Origin of the sequence: Microbacterium sp. S308A+, assembly GCF_049800815.1 — a bacterium.
Lineage (GTDB): Bacteria > Actinomycetota > Actinomycetes > Actinomycetales > Microbacteriaceae > Microbacterium.
This window is the reverse complement of record NZ_JBNAFT010000002.1, coordinates 99,801-120,622: the sequence shown is the minus strand read 5'-3', so window position 1 is coordinate 120,622 and position 20,822 is coordinate 99,801. Positions and strand designations below refer to the sequence as shown.

Annotated in this window: 20 protein-coding genes; 5 read left to right on the top strand and 15 right to left on the bottom strand. The window is 71.7% G+C overall.

Going from position 1 to position 20,822, the window contains the following annotated elements; translation table 11 throughout:
* Positions 1 to 28: 28 nt before the first annotated feature.
* Positions 29 to 733, bottom strand: a complete 705-nt coding sequence (locus tag ACP15J_RS06370) for a TetR/AcrR family transcriptional regulator (RefSeq protein ID WP_424936178.1) — start codon at positions 731 to 733, stop codon at positions 29 to 31.
* Positions 734 to 806: 73 nt separating this feature from the next.
* On the opposite strand from ACP15J_RS06370, the gene ACP15J_RS06365 reads away from it, so the two are divergent.
* Positions 807 to 1,706: an alpha/beta hydrolase gene (locus ACP15J_RS06365; RefSeq protein WP_424936177.1), complete on the top strand. Its 900-nt coding sequence runs from the start codon at positions 807 to 809 to the stop codon at positions 1,704 to 1,706.
* Between the two features lie 69 nt (positions 1,707 to 1,775).
* Here ACP15J_RS06365 and ACP15J_RS06360 read toward each other — a convergent pair whose 3' ends face one another.
* From ACP15J_RS06360 to ACP15J_RS06325, 8 genes are all read right to left on the bottom strand, one after another.
* On the bottom strand, positions 1,776 to 3,038 hold the full coding sequence (locus tag ACP15J_RS06360) for a hypothetical protein (protein WP_424936176.1): 1,263 nt from the start codon (positions 3,036 to 3,038) through the stop codon (positions 1,776 to 1,778).
* A 90-nt stretch (positions 3,039 to 3,128) separates the two neighbouring features.
* Positions 3,129 to 5,738 carry an HtaA domain-containing protein gene (locus ACP15J_RS06355; RefSeq protein WP_424936175.1) on the bottom strand — a complete coding sequence of 870 codons (2,610 nt, stop codon included), beginning with the start codon at positions 5,736 to 5,738 and terminating at the stop codon, positions 3,129 to 3,131.
* Positions 5,739 to 5,843: 105 nt separating this feature from the next.
* The gene (locus ACP15J_RS06350; RefSeq protein WP_424980897.1) at positions 5,844 to 6,659 is read right to left on the bottom strand and encodes a heme ABC transporter ATP-binding protein; all 816 of its coding nucleotides are present in this window, start codon (positions 6,657 to 6,659) and stop codon (positions 5,844 to 5,846) included.
* Positions 6,650 to 7,768, bottom strand: coding sequence for a FecCD family ABC transporter permease (locus ACP15J_RS06345; RefSeq protein WP_424936173.1), 1,119 nt, complete (start codon positions 7,766 to 7,768; stop codon positions 6,650 to 6,652). The genes ACP15J_RS06350 and ACP15J_RS06345 overlap by 10 nt, the downstream gene beginning before the upstream one ends.
* Positions 7,765 to 8,898 carry a heme/hemin ABC transporter substrate-binding protein gene (locus ACP15J_RS06340; protein ID WP_424936172.1) on the bottom strand — a complete coding sequence of 378 codons (1,134 nt, stop codon included), beginning with the start codon at positions 8,896 to 8,898 and terminating at the stop codon, positions 7,765 to 7,767. Before ACP15J_RS06340 ends, ACP15J_RS06345 begins: the two co-directional genes overlap by 4 nt.
* Positions 8,895 to 9,932: an HtaA domain-containing protein gene (locus ACP15J_RS06335; protein ID WP_424936171.1), complete on the bottom strand. Its 1,038-nt coding sequence runs from the start codon at positions 9,930 to 9,932 to the stop codon at positions 8,895 to 8,897. The genes ACP15J_RS06340 and ACP15J_RS06335 overlap by 4 nt, the downstream gene beginning before the upstream one ends.
* A gap of 122 nt (positions 9,933 to 10,054) precedes the next feature.
* Positions 10,055 to 10,549 carry a hypothetical protein gene (locus ACP15J_RS06330; RefSeq protein WP_424936170.1) on the bottom strand — a complete coding sequence of 165 codons (495 nt, stop codon included), beginning with the start codon at positions 10,547 to 10,549 and terminating at the stop codon, positions 10,055 to 10,057.
* 216 nt (positions 10,550 to 10,765) lie between these two features.
* The gene (locus tag ACP15J_RS06325; protein ID WP_424936169.1) at positions 10,766 to 11,656 is read right to left on the bottom strand and encodes a helix-turn-helix domain-containing protein; all 891 of its coding nucleotides are present in this window, start codon (positions 11,654 to 11,656) and stop codon (positions 10,766 to 10,768) included.
* Positions 11,657 to 12,044: 388 nt separating this feature from the next.
* Here ACP15J_RS06325 and ACP15J_RS06320 point away from each other — a divergent pair, with 388 nt between their 5' ends.
* Positions 12,045 to 12,644, top strand: a complete 600-nt coding sequence (locus ACP15J_RS06320; RefSeq protein ID WP_424936168.1) for a Dabb family protein — start codon at positions 12,045 to 12,047, stop codon at positions 12,642 to 12,644.
* Between the two features lie 93 nt (positions 12,645 to 12,737).
* Here ACP15J_RS06320 and ACP15J_RS06315 read toward each other — a convergent pair whose 3' ends face one another.
* Entirely contained in the window at positions 12,738 to 13,238 is a 501-nt protein-coding gene (locus ACP15J_RS06315; RefSeq protein ID WP_424936167.1) for a DUF2231 domain-containing protein, read from the bottom strand.
* 82 nt (positions 13,239 to 13,320) lie between these two features.
* Between ACP15J_RS06315 and ACP15J_RS06310 the strand changes: the two genes are divergently transcribed.
* Complete coding sequence (locus ACP15J_RS06310; protein ID WP_424936166.1) at positions 13,321 to 13,866, top strand: sigma-70 family RNA polymerase sigma factor; 546 nt, start codon at positions 13,321 to 13,323, stop codon at positions 13,864 to 13,866.
* A 132-nt stretch (positions 13,867 to 13,998) separates the two neighbouring features.
* Positions 13,999 to 14,508: a hypothetical protein gene (locus ACP15J_RS06305; protein ID WP_424936165.1), complete on the top strand. Its 510-nt coding sequence runs from the start codon at positions 13,999 to 14,001 to the stop codon at positions 14,506 to 14,508.
* A gap of 159 nt (positions 14,509 to 14,667) precedes the next feature.
* On the opposite strand, the gene ACP15J_RS06300 is transcribed toward ACP15J_RS06305, so the two are convergent.
* The 5 genes from ACP15J_RS06300 to ACP15J_RS06280 form a co-directional block, all read right to left on the bottom strand.
* The gene (locus ACP15J_RS06300; RefSeq protein WP_424936164.1) at positions 14,668 to 15,729 is read right to left on the bottom strand and encodes a hypothetical protein; all 1,062 of its coding nucleotides are present in this window, start codon (positions 15,727 to 15,729) and stop codon (positions 14,668 to 14,670) included.
* A 237-nt stretch (positions 15,730 to 15,966) separates the two neighbouring features.
* The gene (locus ACP15J_RS06295) at positions 15,967 to 16,785 is read right to left on the bottom strand and encodes a hypothetical protein (protein WP_424936163.1); all 819 of its coding nucleotides are present in this window, start codon (positions 16,783 to 16,785) and stop codon (positions 15,967 to 15,969) included.
* 38 nt (positions 16,786 to 16,823) lie between these two features.
* The gene (locus ACP15J_RS06290) at positions 16,824 to 17,618 is read right to left on the bottom strand and encodes an enterotoxin A family protein (protein ID WP_424936162.1); all 795 of its coding nucleotides are present in this window, start codon (positions 17,616 to 17,618) and stop codon (positions 16,824 to 16,826) included.
* Positions 17,619 to 17,632: 14 nt separating this feature from the next.
* Positions 17,633 to 18,241, bottom strand: coding sequence for a hypothetical protein (locus ACP15J_RS06285; RefSeq protein ID WP_424936161.1), 609 nt, complete (start codon positions 18,239 to 18,241; stop codon positions 17,633 to 17,635).
* Positions 18,242 to 18,315: 74 nt separating this feature from the next.
* A complete protein-coding gene (locus ACP15J_RS06280) occupies positions 18,316 to 19,308 on the bottom strand; it encodes a hypothetical protein (protein ID WP_424936160.1) in 993 nt (330 codons plus the stop codon).
* Between the two features lie 413 nt (positions 19,309 to 19,721).
* Between ACP15J_RS06280 and ACP15J_RS06275 the strand changes: the two genes are divergently transcribed.
* The gene (locus ACP15J_RS06275) at positions 19,722 to 20,798 is read left to right on the top strand and encodes a hypothetical protein (protein ID WP_424936159.1); all 1,077 of its coding nucleotides are present in this window, start codon (positions 19,722 to 19,724) and stop codon (positions 20,796 to 20,798) included.
* Positions 20,799 to 20,822: the final 24 nt, after the last annotated feature.

Below are 20,822 nucleotides of genomic sequence, written 5' to 3'. Positions count from 1 at the left end.
TCGGTTCGTTCGCGACATCCTCTCGAGTCTAGGGGCCGGCACCGACACCGGGGCCGGCTCCTCCCTCTGCGCCCCGATCGTCCATCCGCAACGCCGCGGTCTGCGCCGGGTCGGCGCCGGCCGCACGCAGCGCGTTCCTCATCCCGGCGGCGGCCAGGAGATAGGGGCGGTCGTCGTGGAGGAGCAGCGAGCGGGCGTTCGCCTGCTCATTGAGGGCGGCGAGGTGGAAGGCGAGGACCTCCGCCTCGCTCTCGTCCACGGCGAGCTCGCCGTCATGGATCGCGGCCACGACCTGCGCCTGGAGGTAGCCGTACCAGTCGACGAGCGCGGAGCGCACGGCCTCACGCACCGGCCCGGGCTTGGAGTCGACGTCGGCGGCGGCCGCGGCGAAGAAGCAGCCGCCGCGGAAGACGCGGTCCCGTGAGTATTCGAGCGCGTTGCGCAGGAGCGCCGCCAGCCGGCGCACTCCGCGCGGCTCACGACGGGCCGGATCCACGATCCGCCCCACGAAGATCTGCCGCGCTGCCTCCACGGTGGCGAGCTGGACCCCCTCCTTCCCTCGAAAGAGGGTCGCGATGCCGCTCTTGCTCATCCCGGAGGCGTCAGCCAGCCGACCGATCGTGAGTCCGTCGAGCCCGTCGACGGACGCGAGGTCGGTGGCACGCTCCAACACGACCCGTCGCGAGGCGTCGCCCCGAACCCGTCGGCCGTCCTCGATCGTCTGCTCCGCCATCTCTCTAGTATACGAACGATCGTTCTTATAGAGTACGTACGACCGTTCATGTTGTTTTGTCGAAGGAGCCTCCATGCCTCGCCGCGACAGGCGTGCCCACACGGCCGTCCCCGCCCTGCTCCGCGCCGTGGGCGCCGTCTCCCCCGCACTGGGAGGACGACTCACCCTGCAGGCCTTCTTCCGATCGTCCCCGCGAATGCCCGTCCGCGACGCCGAGGCCGCGACACACCAGGCCGCCAGGCAGGAGCGGCTGCGGGTGAACGGGAAGGAGGTCGTCGCCTACCGCTGGGGAGCGAAGCGAGACCCCGCCGTCCTTCTGCTGCACGGATGGGGAGGACGCGCCGCGCAGTTCGCACCGCTCGTGCGGGACCTCGTGGCAGAGGGGTTGTCCGTCGTCGCGTTCGATGCACCGGCGCACGGCGCGTCGGGCGGGCACCGGACCGACATCCGGGACTGGCTCGAGGCCATCCGCCAGCTCGACCCCGGGAGCGGCTTCGTGGCCGTCATCGGCCATTCCTTCGGCGGGCTCGCCGCTCTCACCGCCGTGCGGGACGGTCTCAGGACCCCCGCCGTCGCCGTCATCGCCTCCGCCGCCAGCCCGGCGACGTTCCGGCGGGTGTTCGCCGACGGCATCGGACTCGACGCCGAGACGAGGAGGCGGTTCGACGCCCGCTTCCGCGCTCGGCTCGGCGTCGACGAGGACGAGGAGTCGCGCCGCTACGACGCGGTGACCGGCCCGCTCCCGGACGACGCCCGCCTGCTCGTCGTCCACGACCGTCGAGACCGGACGATGCCCGACGCCGATGCCCTCAGGCTGCACGCAGCGCATGCCGATCGGTCGACCCTGCTCCGCACGGAGGGCCTCGGGCACGCCAGGATCCTTGTCGACGACCGCGTCCTCGACGCGCTCGTCGCCCTCGCGGCCGGCGCGCCCGAGGACAGCGCCGAACGGGCAGCACGCCTCGGAGGATGAACGGCGCCCGCCGAGGAGGACGCCGCCGAGGGCCGGTGCGGAGGGAGAGGACGCTGATCGGCTCGTCCCTCACCCCGGCGGGAGGGTCCGTCTGCCCTCCCCCGGCCCGGACCGTCTCCCGGCCGCGGGGACCTGGGCAGCCAGCTCGTCCCGCACGAGGATCGCACGCCGCATGTCGGCCATGATCGGGTCGAAGAACCGTTCGCGGTATCGCTCCTCGCTCACCGCGGAGAAGACGAACGGGAGCGTCGCGATGAGCGAGAGGAGCGCGGCCGCCTTGAGGAGATTCGTCGTGATCGGCAGCGTGGCGCTGCCGATCACGAGCGGATCGACAGAGAGGGGCAGCCCTTCGCTCCCGGAGCCGACCCAGAGCTGGACGACCCCGTTCGGGATCGCGATGCTCCCGATGACGACGAGGAGCGTCCAGAGGAGGACGGCGAAGAACAGCGCCTGCAGGAGCTGTGCGACCGCCATCACCAGCAGGATGTTGACGCGCTGGGCGACCCGGAGCCGCTGATGCGGCACCGCCTTGCCGTCGACGTGCCCGGCCAGCCCCTCGGCGGGCGTCCCGCGCAGGAGCGCATGCCGGTGGTCGGCCGCGAGCGGGGCGTGATCGTCGATCTCCGAGGCGCAGACGCGGAGCACGACAAGCACCGCGAGCACCCCGACCACCGCCCCCACCAGTGCGATCGCGGGCCAGCGGAGGGCCGACGCCATCTGCCATACCTCGGCAGAGAAGAACGCGAACACGACGAGCATCAGGATCACCGGCAAGGCGATCGAGGCCATGTGACCGATCGCCGAGGCGTTGCGGATCGCCAACCGGGACGCCCAGGAGAGGAACGCCCCTCCCCCGACCCCGATCACCAGCACGCAGAGTGCGAGGATCAGAAGCGCCTGGAAGGTCGGAGCGACCTTCGCCGCGCGATTCGCCAGGTGCCCGCTGACGATCAGAGCCGCCGTGCACAGGATGACGACCGCGATCCCGACCGCCGTCCCCGCGCCGGTCGGGAGCCGCCGCACCGCGGTGCGCACGAGGAGATAGCCGATCCAGGCGAGGAGCAGGGTCGACAGCAGGACCGCGACGACCACCGCGACGATGGCCCAGCTGTCCTCGCCGAAGAGCTCGACGGTCGCATCGATCGTCTCCTCCGCTCCGCCCTCGAGAAGGACGGACACGATCGTCACCCAGGCGAGCAACGGGGCCACACGGCGCGGGAGGTCGGTGAACCAGCGGCGGAGCGGGACGAAGGTCGGGAGCCCCAGCTCGCGGAACCAGCGATCCGTCGAACGAGTGGCGCTCGCCGCCCGGCGCCGCGGTGAGGAAGACATGCCCCGACGATACGGCAGCCCGATAAGGGCGGGAGGGACTGACGGAGGGGGTCGCCCGGATGGCCAGGCGACCCCCTCCGCGGGCCCGGCTCAGACCGCCGCGTGTCGGCGGCGCACGGCGACGAGCACGAGGCCGGCGAGCAGCGCCACCGCGCCGAGGGCGGCGGGCCCGAGGTCGGCCTCCGCACCGGTGGCGGCGAGGCCGCCGCCACCGGCCTGCGCATCGGTCGTCGCATCGCAGGGCACGGTCGCGCCGAGCGGGAACGTGAACGACACCGGGTCCAGCGCCTCGCCGGCGGAGTAGAAGCCCGCGAAGGCTCTCGCCCCCTCGGCGGTGAGCGTCGCCGACGCACCCGACCAGGAGATCTCCCCGTCGCCGACCGTTGCGGCGGGCAGGGAGAGCGAGGCGAAGGAGACGCCGGAGGCGTCGACGTCGGGCGAGCCGTTGTACCCCTTGGAGCTCACGTCGAGCACGAGCGTCGCGACGGAGCCGGAGACGCGGATGCGCGGGTTGGACAGCGACAGGTCGAGCTTGCCGCCGTGACCCGTGAACCGCATGCTGCCGTCGTAGGAGACGCGGCCGTTGCCGGTCTCGGCGCTGAACGCCCCGGACCCGCCGCCCCATCCGCCCGAGATCGATCCCTTCGCGATCGGTCCCTTCACGTAAGCGGAGAAGGATGCCTTGACACCCCATTGCAGTGAGGCGCCCCCGACCGAGGCCGCCGTGCACACCGGCTGCGGAGCGACCTCAGGGATCGGCGCAGAGGCCGCCTGGACGGTGAGCGCGGCCGAGACGGTGATGCCGCCGGCCGCGGCGACGACCGTGTGCGCGCCGGCCGCGACGTCGGCCGGGACGGTGCCGGAGACCGAGAACCCTCCGGTCGGCCCGACCAGGGTCGTCCCGAGCACGACCGGGGTCGAGTTCACGGTGACCGTGACCTGGCTGCCGGCGGGGAAGCCGGCACCGGTGACCGTGAGCGCGTCGCCCGCGCGCAGGGTGTCCGCGCTCAGCCGGATGGCCGGCGCCACGGGACCTGCCGGCTCGGCGACGCTCACCGCGGCGAAGGCGTCGAGCGAGCGATCGGTCTGCGAGAGCCCGTGCGCGGCCGAGGTGGCCACGTGATAGCCCAGGGCCGGGTCGAGCGTGCCCGCCGGAACGGTCAGCGTCGTGCGGAAGGCGCCGTCCACGATGTCCTTCGCCATCACCCAGCCCTGTGCGACCCATCCGTCGGCGGGGAGCGGACCCCCGCCGTTCCAGATCCCCTTCTCGCCGAAGAGCACGTACGCGCCGTTCGCCGCGCCGGGACCGGTGAAGCCCTTCCCCTCGACGGCGAGGACGTTCTCCACCGACGGGTCGAGCGGGCCCGCCGGGCTCACCGTGATCACGGGACCGGCCGGCTCGGGGGTCACGGCGTCTCCGACGTACGCCACGGGGACGGAGAGCTCCTGGTCCGGGTTCACGACCCCGCCGGCGCCGTAGGCGTACACGCCCCAACGTCCGCCCTCGGGCCCGGAGCCGAACTCCTTCGCGGTGAGCGTTGTCGTGAAGGAGCCGTCGGCGGCGATCGGCGTCCACTGCGCGCGGACCGCCTCCTGATAGCGCGGCGGCACCTTGCCGAGCACATCCTCGGCGAGCGCCCACCTCTGGTCGACGGCCTTGCGGGAGGAGCCGGGCGCCCCGGCGGAGGGCTTCCAGTCGTCCTGGAACGAGCCGAACACGACGTAGGTGCCCTGGGGCAGGTCGGCGGGGATCGGAACCCCGCGTCCGCCGATGTTGGCCGCAGGGTCGAACCCGGTGCCCTTGACCACGAGCTGGTCGCCCGTCCGCACCTCCTGGCCCATGTAGGGCGTCGTCCCGTCGGCGAGGAATACCCGGATCGCCGGGTCGAAGGTCGGCTGAGGCTCCGTAGGACGCGTGACCTCGTGCGCGACGACGGCGCTCTCGGAGGCGGCGACGAGAGCGGCGTCGACGGGGGTGAAGGAGGCGCTGAACCCGATGACACCGGCGGTCAGATCCTCGGCGGTGAACCCCGCGACGCCGGAGGAGACCGGGATGTCCCCGGAGATCGCGGTGACGCCGTCGGCGCGGTGCGCGGAGAAGGTCACGGTTCCCGCCGCGTCTGCGGGCGAGACCGTGGCGGTGAGCGCGACCGGCAGCCCCTCGACGGTGGTGCCGGCCGGGCTCACGGCGAGCGTGGTCGTCGTCGACACAGGGGCCGGCGCCACGTAGGACACCGGGGTGATCGTGTTCTGGCTCGGGTCCGCGAAGCCCTGCCCGTGCGCCTTGGAGGTGTAGAGCGCCCAGCCGGTGCCCTCGGCGAAGGCGGGGACGTCGATCGTCACCTCGAAGGAGCCGTCCTCCTCCATCGGCGCGGTGGGGCCGGCCTCGCTCTGACCGCTCTCATTGCCCGGCGCGATCCAGACGACCTGCGTGAGGCTGCTCGCGCCTTGATAGAAGCCGGGCAGGCCTGCGGGGCCGAAACCGAGATAGATGCCCGGCGTGGTGCCGGCGAAACCGGAGCCGGTCACCGTGACGCTGCCGCCGTCGCGGGGCGCCTCGGTGACGGTCACGGTGGCGCCGCCCGCCGCCAGCGCCGACGGCGCCACCGTGGCCGCCCCGGCGAAGGCCAGGGCCGCGGCCGTGAGCGCGGCGATCAGACGACGGCGCACAGGACGCTGCGCCGTGGGGGTATGGGACACGTTCTCCTCCTCGGTTGGGGCGCGGTCGGACGGCACGCCGCCCGACCACAGGGGGGGGTAGATCAGGTAAGCCTAACCTTAGTTAGCCATCGTAGTGAGGTTGCCCTAACCTGGCAAACGGCCGGGAAGGACAGAGGTGTCGCGGCGCGGGAGGACTAGCGGGTGCCCGTTGACCGGATCGACGATCACCGCGACCGGCGCGCCGTAGACCTTCTCGATCCGCGCGGCAGTGAGAACGGCGGCGGGCGCGCCGTGGGCGATCATCCGCCCGTCGGCGATCACCGCGATGTCGTCGGCATAGGCGGCGGCGAGAGAGAGGTCGTGCAGCACCGCGATCACCGCCCTCCCCTCCTTCGCGAGCTCGCGGGCGACGCGCAGCACCTCCTCCTGATGACGGAGGTCGAGCGCTGCGGTCGGCTCGTCGAGCATGACGACGCCCGTGTCCTGCGCCAGCACACGGGCGAGGGAGACCCGGGCCCGCTCGCCGCCGGAGAGCGAGCGGTAGACGCGGGAGCCCAGATGCGCCACGTCGGCCCGGGCGACCGCACGGGCCACGATCGCCTCGTCGTCGCGTCCGGCGCCGAGCCACGGCGCGCGGCCCATCTCCACCACCTGCGCGGCGGTGAAACCGAACGACACGTCGTTGGACTGGAGCAGCACCGACCGCGATCGGGAGAGCTCACGCGGCCGATAGGCGCCGAGATCCCGGCCGTCGAGCCGCACCGCCCCGGAGGAGGGGCGGACGTCGCCCGCGAGCACACCGAGGAGCGTGGACTTCCCCGCGCCGTTCGGTCCGACGAGCACGAGCACGCGCCCCGCCTCCACCGCGAGGGATACGTCCTCCAGGATCGTCGTGCCGCCGATCACGTGGCTCACGTGCTCCGCCACGAGGACGACCCTCCCCGCCGCGCTCACGCCCATCCCCCGCGGTTGCGCCGGATGAGGAGGTAGAAGAACGGACCGCCGATGAGCGCGGTGACGATGCCGATCGGCAGGTCGGCCGCCGGGACGACCGTGCGCGCGAGCAGGTCGGCGTACAGCAGCAGCACGGCTCCGCCGAGGAACGAGACGATCATGAGCGGCCGCGCCGAGGGGCCGACGATCCCGCGGAAGAGGTGCGGGACGACGAGCCCGACGAACGCGATGATCCCGACGAACGCGACCGCCACGCCGGTGAGGAGCGCGACGAGGACCACGGAGACGATCCGGAGCCGCTCGACGCGCACGCCCAGGTGCACGGCCGTGCGATCGCCGAGCGCGAGCAGGTCGTAGCGGGGGCCGAGCCGGAGGGCGAGCGCGCCCGCGGCGAGGGCCACGACGGACACGACCCCCGCCTCGCCCCAGCGCGAGCCGTTCATGCTGCCGAGCTGCCAGAACACGATCTGCTCGCGCGACGCGGTGCTCCCGGCGAACATCAGGACCGCGAGCAGCGCGCCCGCGAAGGCGTTGACCGCGACACCCGTGAGCACCAGCCGGACGGCATCGGCACGCCCCTGCACCCGCGCGGCGCCGTACACGATGAGTGTCGCGCCGAGGCCGCCGACGAAGGCGAGCAGCGCCGTCGTCCACGATCCGGCCGCCGTCAGGCCGAGCGTGATCGACGCCGCGGCACCGACCGCCGCGCCCGAGGAGACGCCGACGACGCCCGGCTCGGCGAGGGGGTTGCCGAAGACCGCCTGCATGACGACGCCCGCCACCGCGAGCGCACCGCCGACGAGCATCGCCATCGCGATGCGCGGGAACCGGATCTGCCAGAGGGTGCGCTCGGCGAGGACATCGGCGGGAGGCTCCCCGAGACCGACGGCCCTCAGCAGCGCACCGCCCACCTCGACCGGGGAGATCGCGAGCTGGCCGAGTCCGGCCGAGAGGACGATCCCCGCGACGAGGAACACGACCAGCACCGAGACGACAAGCCCCGTTCGACGGCCGCGTCGGCCACGGCCTGACCGGGAGGACGCCGGCAGGGAGGGCGCCGAGGCGGAGCCCGTGGCAGGGGTGGGCGCAGGCGGGGCGGCAGGCTCAGCGCTCATCCCGCCGTCTCCGTCCGCGACCGCCCGTCGGGGGCGTATACCGCGCGGGCGAGCGCACGGACCACGTCTCCCGAACGCGGCCCGAAGGACAGCACCTGGGCGTCGGCCATGTCCACGAACCGTCGGCGCTCCCCCGCCGCCGTCACGGCGATGGCCGGCTTCTGCGCGAGCAGGCCGTCCACTCCTCCCGCGGACTCGATGCCATGGGTCATGACGAGGATGAGGTCGGGATTCGCCGCCGCCATCGCCTCGTCGGTCATCGGGCGCATCCCCTCCCACCCGAGCTCGCCGGCGACGTCGACGCCTCCGAGCGCGTGGATGAGCGCATCCGCGCCCGACTCCTCACCGAAGAGGTAGTACACCCCGGCGCTCCCTCGGACGTAGAGGAACAGCATCCGCACCCTGTCCTCCGCCGCGACGGGCGCGACGCCCTTCACCTCCGCGACGGCGGCGGCGATGTCGGCGGCGATCCGCGAGGCCAGCCGCTCGCCCTGCTCCGGGACGCCGAGGACCGCCGCCACATCCCTCGCCAGCTGCTCCGCCCCTTCGAAGGAAGGCGCGTTGGGCACCGTCACCACCGCGATCCCCACGTCGCGCAGCTGCTCCACCACGTCGCGGGGACCGATCGACCCGTCCGTGATCACGAGCGTGGGGGCCAGGGCGACGATGCTCTCGCTGTTGACGGTATGCCCGGATCCGGTGACGACCGGCAGCCCCTCGGTGCCGGGGAACGAGGTCGATGCGTCGCGGGCCACGAGGAGGTCGCCGAGCCCCAGCCCCCAGATCGTGGACGCGAGGGCGCCGGCGCGGTCCATCGCGATCACCCGCGACGCGTCGCGAACCGTGACGGTCGTCTCGCCCGCCACGTCGTGCGAGACGACCGTCGTCGGCAGCGCGGGCCGCCCGCCCGGCGAGACCGGGACGATCGCGTCGTCAGCGAGCACGGCCGTGGACGGCCCCTCCCAGGTCCGCGGATCGGCGACGGGAACGAGGTCAGCCAAGGGCGCGGTCGCCGCGGCCGAGGCGGCCCCGGGGGCGGGGGCGGCGGTGCAGCCGCCGAGCAGCGCGACGGCGGCGAGCACCAGGGCGGGGAGCCCCCGCCGCGCCGTCGTGCTCCGTCGCGCCCTCATCGACGCGGTCCGTCGTCGCCCTGCTCGCCGTCGACGCGTCCGCCGAGGTCCCCGCCCGTCTGCGGATCGGCCGTCGCGTCCTCCGCCGGGACCGTGTCGACGGCGGCCGCGTCCGAGGCCTCCTGGCCGACCGGCGTCGTGCGGGACCGACGGCGCCGCGCGCGGAGGGTCCCGGCCGTCACGCCGGCGACGAGCAGGACGACGGCGGCCGCGATCGACCACCCGAGCCATGGGGGAGGCCCCGCGTCCGCGCCCGAGACGCCAGGACCGGCGTCCGGTCCTGGCGTCTCGGCGGCAGGCGAGGATCCGGCCGACGTGGCGGCAGGCTCGGGCGACGGAGAGGAGGAGACGCAGTCCAGGGTCACCGCGACGCTCACCGGGTCCAGGGCTGTGCCCGCCTCATAGCTCCCGAAGGCCGCGAAGCCTTCGGGGGTGACGGTCGCGGGGACGTCGGACGCCGAGACCTCTCCGGAACGGCCCGCGAAGACGGCGGCCGGGTCCAAGGAGAGAGCGGCGAAGGGGACGGCGGGATGCGCGGCGACGGCGTCCGTCTTCCCGGCCAGCGCGTCGTCCATCGACACGCCCGAGGTGTCGAGCTGGAGGACGGCTCCGCTCGGGCCGAGCACGAGGACGGGCGAGGAGATCCGAGTGTCGAGCAGACCGCCGTGACCGGTGAACCGCACCGTCCCCGCGAACCTGATCCGCCCGTTCCCCTGGGCGTCCACCTCGCCCGTCGCCCCTGACCAGGAGAACGTGGGGGTGCTGTAGGAGGCGCCGTCCGACGCCTCCCACGACCCGTTGGCGATCGTCCCGCTGATGTACGAGCGGAAGGACTCCTTGAAGCCCCACGTGAGGGTGCCGCCGGTGACGGTGCATCCTCCCGCCGGGGCCGCGACAGGGACGGGAGCGGCGCGGCCCGCGACAGGCGCGGCCGTCGCGGTCGCCGACGGGGCCACCGCCGCGAGCACCGGGACGACCAGAGCCGAGGCGAGCATGACGGGAAGAACGCCGCGGAGGCGGGGGCGTCGGAGCATGGGGTCCTCTCCCGCGCGGGCAGGGGGCAGCCCGCACGATTCATAAGGTATGCCTTACCTAAGCTACCTCAGAATGAGAGCTTCCGCCGCCCGGGAGCACGGCCATGCGAACCGCGGCACCCTCACCATCGCCCGGCGCCGTCGAGGACGGTCATCTTCCGAGCGTCAGGACAGACGGAGCCGAGGAGGCGCTCCCCACCGAGGACGGAGCCGTATGTACCGCGCACGGCCATCCTTATGTCGACCGCGTTCTCGCCCGGCACTCCGGCGAGCGGGATGTCTCCTTCCACCGCGAGGCTTCGCAGCGGCGCGCCGGCGACGGAGGCCCGCCGCTCCTCCAGGAGCACGGAGCCCTGGACGGCCGCCGTGCGCCGGCAGATGGTGGTGATCTCGACGGCCAGCGTCATATCCCACTGTCGAGGACGCCAAGGGATCAGATACGTTCCCCCCTGTTTGACCTGCACCTCGACGACCGCGACCTTGACCTTCAACTCCCGCGGATTCCCGCCGTCTTCTTGTGCGGCAGCCTCGACGTCGAGCACGGCGTACTGGTCTTTGCGAGTCGAGAAGAGCTTGAGCCGCCGGTAGTGATATCTATGCAAGCCTCGAGAACCCATCGTCTCTCCCATCTCCGCCGCATCTCGCCTGCTAGGCTGATCACACTAGCATTCAAGTAAGCTCACGAGAAGAGGTATTCTTCGCGACACACACAGGCATCGTTCGCGACAGGACACTCAGCCCGCGCCGCGATACCACGCCGTCCCGGGACATTGCGGCGCCGAGAGGCACCCTGCCGGAGCGCGGCGCCGTCCGAGACGCGAGAAGGACCCTCGTCAGACCGCGACGAGGCGCCTCTCGGTCCGCAGGCGCACGCGTCGCGGAGTCGGCAGGCCCTCCCGGACGAAGGCATCGCGCATGGCCCCGTGGCTCGCGAACCCTACGTCTCCGGCCACCTGCTCCAGACCGAGGAAGTCGTCCTCCGGATTCGTCAGCACCTCCATGGCCAGCTCGATCCGCACCTGCCGGAGCGCGCGCCTCGCCGTCGTCCCCCGCTTCGCGAACGCCCGCTGCAGACGGCGCTCGGGGACGACGAGCTCCTGCGCAAGTCGTGCGACCGAATACCGCGGGTCCGCCGCCCGGATGCGGAGCACGAACAGCGCACGGTCGTAGAGGCTCGCCCCCGACCGGGACCACTGGCTCTCATAGGCCTCGAGCAGAACGGTGCGCGCGCCCTCGAGCACCATCCTGCGCACGGTGTGCACGGTCAGCGGCGGCACCGGGCTCTCGGCGTCGACCGCGGAGGCGAAGCCGTCGATCAGTGCGCGCACCACATCGGTGAGGACCGTGCCGTCGATGAACGGGGAGCGCTCGGCACCGCCTGCGTCCGGCAGCGGCGACACCCGTGGGAGGAAATGGATCATGTAGCAGGATCCGGCGGCGGGGAACGCGAGATGCTCCGACCCTCCCCGAAAGAGGAGAAGACAGCGGGCGCGGGCGTTGCCTGCGGCTCCGGCGCGCTGCAGTGCGGTGTTGCGAGCGGGCAGCGCCAGGAGAGCCCACGGCCCTTCGGGCGCGCTGGCCGCCGGTGTCTCCGCCCACTCCAGCTCGAGGTTTCCCGCCCACGTCCAGTGCGAGACGAGGATCTCCCCCGAACGGAGCAGAACGGTCACCGAGGGGCGGGCCGAACCGGCCACGACGATGTTCCGCATGACAGGGGCACGCATCTCAGGCCACCCCGCGATGAGCGGCCGAACGGGCATGCTCCCGGGCGGAGGCAGCGGTGCCCCTCGCATCGTCGTGAGTCTTCACCGGTTGTCCATCCTTCATTCGGGTCGTCTCTCCACGAGCGCTTTCCCTGAACGAGAGGGAGAGCCGGGCGCTTTCCCCTCCGAATGATCGGGGCGAGAAACGGACGACGCTGACAAGTCGCGGTCGAGTGTACGGTCGTATCTCCCCGCGAAACCGGCCATGGGAGCATTCGAGGCGATTCAGGTGAGGTTCCACCGCTGTCGAGGCGGGGCTCGGTTCCTCCGGGGATCGCGGAGATAGATTCCCCCCAGCCCGACGGCGAACCTCGCAGTCGGGACGACATCATTCGGGGGTAAACGCAACATGATCGTACGCACATGGATGAAGCTCACGGTCGCGGGGGTGCTGCTCGTGGGCGGCGCCGCCCTGGCCGGCTGCACGAGCCCGGCGAGCACGTCGTCGGCGACGCCGTCCGCCTCGGCGGCGGCCTCGGGCGCGACGACGCCTTCGCCGACGCCGACGGTCGCGCCGACCGACGCGGCCGCGGCGGCGCAGCTGCAGAAGGAGCTGGACGAGGTCGGCCCGGCGGCCTTCACCGCGCCGGACTACAAGCCGGGCAAGGTCGAGCACGTCGTCCTCTTCTCGTACAAGCCAGGGACGTCGCAGGAGACCATCGACCAGATCGCCAACCGCTTCCGGGCCCTGTCCACCGAAGCGGTCAGGGACGGCAAGCCGTACATCGTCTCGCTCGTCAGCGGTCCGCAGATCAGTGGCGAGAAGGCCGGCAAGAACATGGAGGCCGGCTTCATCGTCGAGTTCAAGTCCGAGGGGGACCGGAACTACTACGTCGGCACGCCGGTCGTGACCGACCCGAAGTACTTCGAGCCGGCGCACGCCGAGTTCAAGGACTTCGTCGGCCCCTACCTCGCAGACGTGGTCGTGTACGACTTCGTGGCGAAGTGACAGACGTCGGGCCCCGCATCGCGGCGCCCGACGTCAAAGAGCCGGGTCCCGCCTCGCGGGGCCCGGCTCTTTTCCTTGGATACCTGCCCGCCGTCAGCCCAGCAGGCCTCCCCAGACCGCCCTCGCCCCCGCGTCGCCGGTCAGCACGGTGAAGAGCACGGTGCCCACCGCGGCGACGCACAGCACGACGGCGATCACCACGGACACCGTCGTGGCCGCCCCCGGCCGGTCGTGGCGGACCTTCTCCTCGCCCCACCGGAACCAGCTCCACCACGCCGCGGAGGCGATGAAGAGCGCCACCGTCCACGGGAGCAGCACGGTGGCGAACCCCGCGTGCTTCTCCACGGCAGGGAGCGGACCGGTGAGCTTCGCGAGCTCCTCGCCGGCCAGCATGGTGATCGGCATGAGCACCGCCACGAGCAGCGCGCTCAACGGCGTGATGACGCCCAGGCGGCGCCGGAGCCGCGACGAGAACACCGTGAGGATCTGCGCGAGCGCGCTGAGGGGCGCGAGCACCACGACGCCGTGGACGAGCAGAGGGTGGATCGGAAGCCCGATGAGCTGTTGCAGGTCGTTGATCATACCCACGGACACGAGGGGAGGGTTGGCGACGTTCAATGGGATATTTGCGAAGGAACCCCTCGGGGCCGGATCGTCACGCCTATCGTCAGAATTTATGAACGAGCGATCAGTATTCCGTGCACCGCTGGACGAGGACGCGGCGCGGGAGGCCGAGGCCCTCCGCGAGCTGTTCACCCGCCACTACGCGGCGGTCCTGCGTCATGTCATCGCTCGCACCAGGAACCGCGATGACGCGGACGACATCGCCCAAGAGGTCTTCCTCCGCGCCTGGCAGCACAAGCACATCCTGAACGACGACCCGAGCATGGTGCGCGCCTGGATGTTCACCGTCGCGCGCAATCTCGTCATCGACCAGGCGCGCAGCGCGCGCAACCGGCACGAGGTCAAGAACGAGCCGGCACCGGAACGGCTGGCCCCCGACGACGTCGAGAAGGTGCACACGAGAATCCTGGTCCGCGACCTGCTCCGCACCCTCGGCGACCGACAGCGCGAGGCGGTCGTCCACTCCTTCTTCGCCGAACGGAGCACCACCGAGCTGGCCAGGGAGCTGGGGATCGCGGAGGGGACGGCGAAGTCGCGGGTGCACTACGGCATTAGAGCGCTTCGGGCCACCGCGCTCCGGCACGGGATCTCGCGCTGACCGACTCCGCCACGCCGCGGCGGGCACGAGATCCTCACCGATCTCGCCACCGAGGTGAACCGCGGACGGCCACCTCTCGTATCACCTCCAGACGGCCGCATACCGACGGTCCGCCAACGAAAGGAAACACCCATGAAGAGGAAGGTCCTCACCGGCCTCGTGGTCGCTTCGATCACCGCGCTCGCGCTGACTGCGTGCACACCGGGCACCAGCAGCACGACGGGCTCTCCCTCGCCGGCCGCGTCGCAGAGCTCGTCGTCGTCGACGATGAGCACGTCCTCGCCGTCGGCATCGGGATTCGGGCTCGTCACCAAGAGCAGCTCGCTGGGCACGATCGTCACCGACAACGGCGGCCGCGTCGTCTACCAGTACGACAAGGACACCCAGGGCGGACCGTCGACCTGCAGCGGCGAGTGCGCCGCGAACTGGCCGGCCGTGCCGGGTGACGCCAAGGTCGCGCTCGAGGGGATCACCGGCAAGGTCGGCACCACGCAGGGCACCGACGGCAAGCCGCAGCTGACCCTCAACGGCTGGCCGCTCTACTACTTCGCCGGCGACAAGGCCGCCGGCGATACGAAGGGCCAGGACGTCGCGGGCGTCTGGTTCGTGCTCACCCCCAGCGGCGAGCCGATCCGCAAGTGAGCGAAGTGGGGGGGGGGGGGGGGGGGCCCCCCCCCCCCCCCCCCCCCCCCCCCGGGGGCCCCGCGCCCCAACCACCCGACCCGTGGCGCTCCGCGCGCGTGGCGGGCGGCGCGGGCCCCCCCCCCCCCCCCCCCCCCCCCCACTTCTCCGACGATCCGTCTAGACGCAGTCCCAGAACACCTGCACCATCCCGTGCACGAGGCTCTCGTTCGCCGGCGGCGTCGCGGTTACGATGCGAGAGCTGAGCACCTCACCGCCGGTGGACACATAGCTCGAGCCGGCACCACCGAAGGCAGCAGTGCCATCCCTGTGACCGTTATGCGTAGCGATCACGACCCCGCCCCCTCCACCGCCGGCATAGCCTCCGCCGCCGGCCCCACCACCCCAGCCGACGCCGTCGGTCCATGCGGCGAATCCGCCGTCACCGCCATGTCCTCCGTCCACCGAGGGGGCAGTTCCGCTGCCTCCCGGGTCGACGATGACGCCGGCGACCTCGCTCTCCCGGCCTGCGGTCACCCCACCCTGTCCGCCGAGACCGGGGAGCGCGCCGACCGCGCCGCCGCTCGCCCCAGCCCAGAGCTGGCCATGGACCGAATACTGACCGTGGCCGCTCTCCGCCGTCAGACCGGCGTTGCCGTTCCCGGTGCCGATCTGCGCACCGCCAAACCCGTTTGAGCTGCTTCCTGCTCCGCCGGCGACGACCAGGGGTTCGCCGGTGTCGGTGCGGGCGATCGCCGATCCGGCGCCGGCCGATTGATAGGTCAGATGGTCAGGGACGGCCACCCCTCCCCGACCATAGCCGTACGTCCGATAGGCCTCGAGCGGGTAAGGGAGGTGCGGACCGCCGGACACCCCGTGCTGACCCGCGATGATCTCGACCTCCAGCGGCGCAGAGCCTGTCGGGGTGAGCATCCCGGTCACGAGCGCACCCAGCGAGTACCACCCGTCGCCGCCGCGAACGGTGAAGCGGATGTTCGTCGCACCGGCCGGGATGGTCACGGTCTGCCGCCGGATCCCCGCCCCCGCCCAGCCGTCGACGGCCTGGACGGAGGCTCCGCCCGGCACGCACGGCGCCGGGACCACAGACGCCGAGGTGGCGGGAACCACCACCGTGGCCGCGATCACCGGAACGGTCCACGCCGCACCCTTCACCAGAGTCCGCCGAGGGACGCCCGGTCTCCGGTCGTCCCTGCCGTCCGTTCCGCGCTCTGCGTTCTCCATCGCAGGAAGCCTCTCCCTCTCGTCTCCGGCGACACTCTCGCATCGAACTTCGTCGCCTCCGCCACTTTCGTACCAACTGCGCGGAAGCCCGTCCGCCCGTAGACCTTCGACAGGGGAGATCTTGAGACCGAAGAGGTGATCTTTCGAACGGCATCGAACCGGCGCCTCACACCCGCAGCGAAACAGGAGGCTCCGGGCCGCCTGCGCGATCCGGAGCCTCCTCCTCCACCACCGGGCTCAGAGGATCTTCATGTAGAGATCCCCGTAGTTCTGCGAGACGGGCGCCGGCACGATCAGCCACTCGATCTCCAGGGTGGTCTCCGCATTCAGGTTGGCGTGATGCGTCGCGACCTGCGTGTCCGACTTCTCCCACGTCCCCGTGTAGCCGCCCTCGAGCTTGAGCAGGCTGAAGACGGTCTTGAACGGGGTCTCCGCGTTGATCGAGATGTCGAGCGAGTGGGCCGTCCTGGAGGAGTCGCTTCGGCTGTCGATGTCCACGAAGGTCTCCCGCAGCGTCAGCGTGCCCTTCGCATACACCGCTCGCCGTTCGCCGCCGAGCATGTTCTCCGCCATGATCGGACCGACCTTCGGGTCGACCACGAATCGCTCGACGTCGGTCACGTTGGTCACCATCGGAGCCGTCCGCTCGATCCACATCGGGACGCTCCCGGGCTTGCTCGAGTCGATGTGGCCGGAGAACGCCTTCCCCCGGTCGTTGTGCGTCAAGCTCATCGACAGAGTCTCCCCGATGGTCTTCCCACCCAGGCTGAGCCGCATCGGCATCGAGCATCGCTCGTCGACCCAGAGCGGGTTCTTCGGGTCTCCCGTCTTCACCACGGGGATGTTCCGCGACACCAGCATCCAGGGGTCGCGCGCGCTCCGCCTGTCGCGGGACTCGTCGTCCGCGGGACCGCCCGGCGCCGCGGCGGCACCGGCGGCCGCGGCCATCGTCACGCCCTCCGCGGACGACGCGTGCGCGATCGGCGCACACACGGCCACGACGGCGAGGGCCGCCGCCCATGCCCCGCCGGTCCGCATCCATCTCTTCGTTGTCATTGGTCTCTTCCTTTCTCGAGAGCCCCGATCACACGGGCTCATCCGCCGTTCGATCCGCTCGGCCCCTGCACCCGGGGCGCACCGTCGATCGGACCCAGATCCAGCTCCTTCGGGAGCGTCCCGATGAGCCGGTCGCTCGCTCTCGTCGTGCCGTGGCGATAGACCCTCGGCTCCTGGGGGATCGTCGCGAGCGTGTCGAGAGCCTGCATGGTGGGGGGCAGCGCATGGTCCACCTCCCAGGCGAAATGGATGTTGGCCGACCTGATGGCCGCCGTCGCCACCCACTCCTCCTGGTGCGCATAGCGGGCGATGACGGCCTGGATCCGTTCCGCATGTTGGGTCCACGCGCAGCGATCGCGGGGGTCGCGGGAGCCTCCCGCCCTGTTCCGCGCCAGACGCTCCAGACGGTCCAGGCTCTGCTCCACGTTGTACATGTAGCTCTCCGCCCGGATCTCGTAGATCCAGACCCGCTCGCGCCCCTGGAGCATCGTGTTCGCGATCCTGGCCGCGGACGCGATGCTCGAGGTCGTCGCGATGTATCCGGAGGCGGCGTTGTAGCTGCCTCCGATGGTGTGCCTCAGGAGGTCCATGTCTCTCCCGGACGGGGTGAATCCGCGCGAGAAGACCTCCGACGGGGACAGCCGCGAGACCCGGTAGAGGATCGAGGGCGGCTCGCCGTCGTAACGCTCCTCCCCGCAGGAGAGGCAGTCGCCGACCGCGTGCGCGGGCGACGGCGCAGCGATCGCTCCGGCCAGCGGCAGCGCGATCCCCCCGACCACGAGGGTCACCGCCGTCAGGCAGCTGCAGGCGATGCGCCGCTGTGGGCGCGGCACCGGCACCCTCACCCTCACTCGGCCACCGTCAGCTCGATCTTCTCCGTCTTGAGGTAGAGGTCGGACTTGAACGTCTCGTTCGTGCCGCCCCAGTAGATCCCCTTCACGACCGGCTGGACCGCCACCTCGAAGTGGCCGGGGATGCCCCCGGTGGAGAACGTGTAGCTGGCCGAGAGGTCCTCCACGTTGCTGCCGAAGCTCGACAGGCGATGGCTTCCCACCAGCTGCCCGTCCCGCAGCACCACGACGTCGGCGTCCAGGCTGACGTTGTCCGTGCCGTGCTTCCAGATCGAGAACCAGCCTCCCAGGCCCCGACGGTGCTCCAGGTTCGAGACCTTGACGTTCACGGTGATGCCGCTCGTCCGACCGTCGGTGATCTCCTTCCCGGCACGGATCTCGAAGTCGCCGCGCTGCCATTCGTCCTCCGAGACCGCATGGACGATCTTCGAGTAGGGGAGGATCGCGGCGTCGCTCTGCGGAGCGGCGACCGCTACCGCCGGCTTGCCCTCCTCCGCGGCGGCCGGCACGGCCGTCACGACCGAGGCCGCGAGGGCGAGCGACGCCAGGGACAGGCCGCTCACCAGGGCGAGACCACGACGACAAGTACTACGACGAATGTTCACTGCTTTTCCTCCATACTGCTGTTCCAGCCTAATCAGACTAGTCTGATTATACTACCAGGAGCGCTGTCGGACCCTTAGGCGCCGGCGCCGACGCCTTCCTCCGGAGCGTCCCGGCCCGACCCCGCCCCGCCACCGCGGAGGAAGGCCTGCACGATGGGACGAATGGCCCTCTCCAGCTCCTTCAGCCGGGCCTCGTCCTCCGGGATGGCCGTCAGCAGGTCACGGCTCGGCGGGATGCTCATCAACGCCCGGTCGAAGCCTTCCGGGCGCTGTGCCCCCTGCCACAGCCGCTCCCCGGCGCTCAGGATCCCGTCGGCACGGACGACGGGGACGGCCGCCTCGACACGCTCGCCGAGGATGACCGCCGTGCTCACCCACTCGCCCTGCCCTTCGAACTGCCGCTGCGCGAACACGGCGTACTCGAGGTACATCTCCCAGGTCAGCACCTCGCGCTGCAGGGCGTGCCATGCATCGCTCCCGCATGCGACCGCGGCCAGCTGCCGCTTTCGCGCATCGACGCGACCTTGCACCCGCGCGACGATCTGCCGCAGGCTCTGCGCGACGTTGTGCATGTCGGCGTCGGGAGCGATCCGGTACACCCACACGGTGCGATACCTGCGTCCGCCGCTGGCGTCGGTCTGCGCGAGGTAGTCGTTGGCGATCCTGTTCGCCGCCGCGAGATCCGACGTGGTCGCCACGAAGCCCGACGAGCGGTCCTGCGTGTTGATGGTGTGCCGCACGAGATCGAGATCACTCCCCCACGCCGAGAACCCGTCCCGGAAGACCTCCTCCGGCGGCCGCGTGTCCACGCGGTAGAGCACCGTCGGCAGCTCCCCTTCATAATGCGCCTCGGGAAGACGACTGGGGTCTGCAGAGCCCGCCGGCGATCGCATCGCAGAATGCTCGTCCGCGAGCGCGATGGGAGCGACCACAGGGGCGGCCATCGACAGCGCGACAAGAAGCGCCAGGGGTGCCGCAGGACGGCAGCGCCGGCGCCGAGCGGCCGCCCCTCCCCGTCGCACCCCTCGCAGACCTCCACGATCTCGGACACCGTTGAACTGCTTCATGACGCTCCTTCCGTCTCCCTTCGTCCGTGATCAGGGCCACGCTCAGGGTTCTCTCATCTGATTAGACTAGTATTATCTATACGCCCTCCTTCAGATCTGCTGAGACTGGTCCCAGCAGGAAGGAGGGCGCGGCCCTCGATCCCCTCCGAGCGGCCGCGATGCGGGAACGTCTGGACGCCGTCGGCGCCGGCCCGTGCACCCTCCCCCTCGGGCGCACGGGCCGCCGGCGGAGAGGACGCCTCGCGATCTCGGGACACCGGCGCCCCCCGGTGTCCCGAGATTCTCCCTTCCATCGCCCCAGAACGTCCCCTCCTGTCCGCCGACCCGGCGCACAGCGCCCGACTTCTGTCATCAATGGACAGCGCGGCCTCTCTCCCGAGGAGGCCCCCTCTCTCCTCCCCAAGGAACGAACGATGAACGACATCGAGATCCCAGACACCGCCCCCGACGCCCCCCTCCCCGACGTGGCATCCGTCCCGCGGCGCACGATCGTGAAGGGCGCAGCCTGGTCGGTGCCGATCATCGCGACAGCGGTGGCGGTCCCGGCCGCCACCGCCTCCACGGCCTGCACGGGCTCTCGGACGCTCACCGCCAACGGGTCGACCGGGCAGACCACCGTGATCGACATCCCTGCCTGCGCGACCACCGTGACCTTCACCGTGATCGGCGGGGGCGGGGGCGGCGGCAACAACTCCGGGAACGGCGGCGAAGACCTCGGTGGCGCCGGTGCGGTGATCAGCGGCACCCTGCAGGGCGTCGCCGGCCGGCAGCTCACTCTCGTCGCCGGAGGCGGCGGCGGGCAGGGCTACGGCACGACCGGGCGCGGCGGCACCGGATACGGGAACGGCGGGAACGCCTTCGGCGCCGACTTCCCCGGATCCCCCGGCTCCGGGGTCCGCTGGAACGGCGCCGGAGGCGGCGGCGGATCCGCGATCCTCACCGACGTCCCGCTCGTCGTGGCGGGCGGTGGCGGCGGCGCCGGGGCGGCGTGGCTGACCGGCTTCGGAGGGTGGCTCGCCAACAACGCCCATGGCGGGAGCGCAGGGCAGACCGCCCAGCACGGCACCGACAAGAACTACTCCGACCCGCCCAACCCCGATCGTCGAGCGGCGGGAGGCTTCGCCGCGGTCGGGGGCGTGGGCGGCGCCGGCGGCACGGACAACACGGGCCAGACCACCAAGGCGGGCCTCTCCGGCGGCGCCTTCGGCAGCGGCGCGACCGGCGGAGGGAACGGCGGCGACGGGGCCTCGCTCCCCCGGGACGAGATCGCCGGCGCGACCGGCGGCGGCGGGGGCGGCGGCTACGCGGGCGGCGGTGGCGGCGGCAGCTCCTACTCTCCCGATCGCAACTACGTGAACCTCGGCGGGAGCGGCGGTGCCGGCAGCAGCTTCCTCGCCGCCGGCAGCGCCACCGGCGCCTTCAGCGCGGGAACGCAGACGCCGGAGAGGACCGACGGCGCACCCGGCATGGTCACCGTGAGCTGGAGCTGAGGCCGGGAGCGCGCCGAGCCTCCT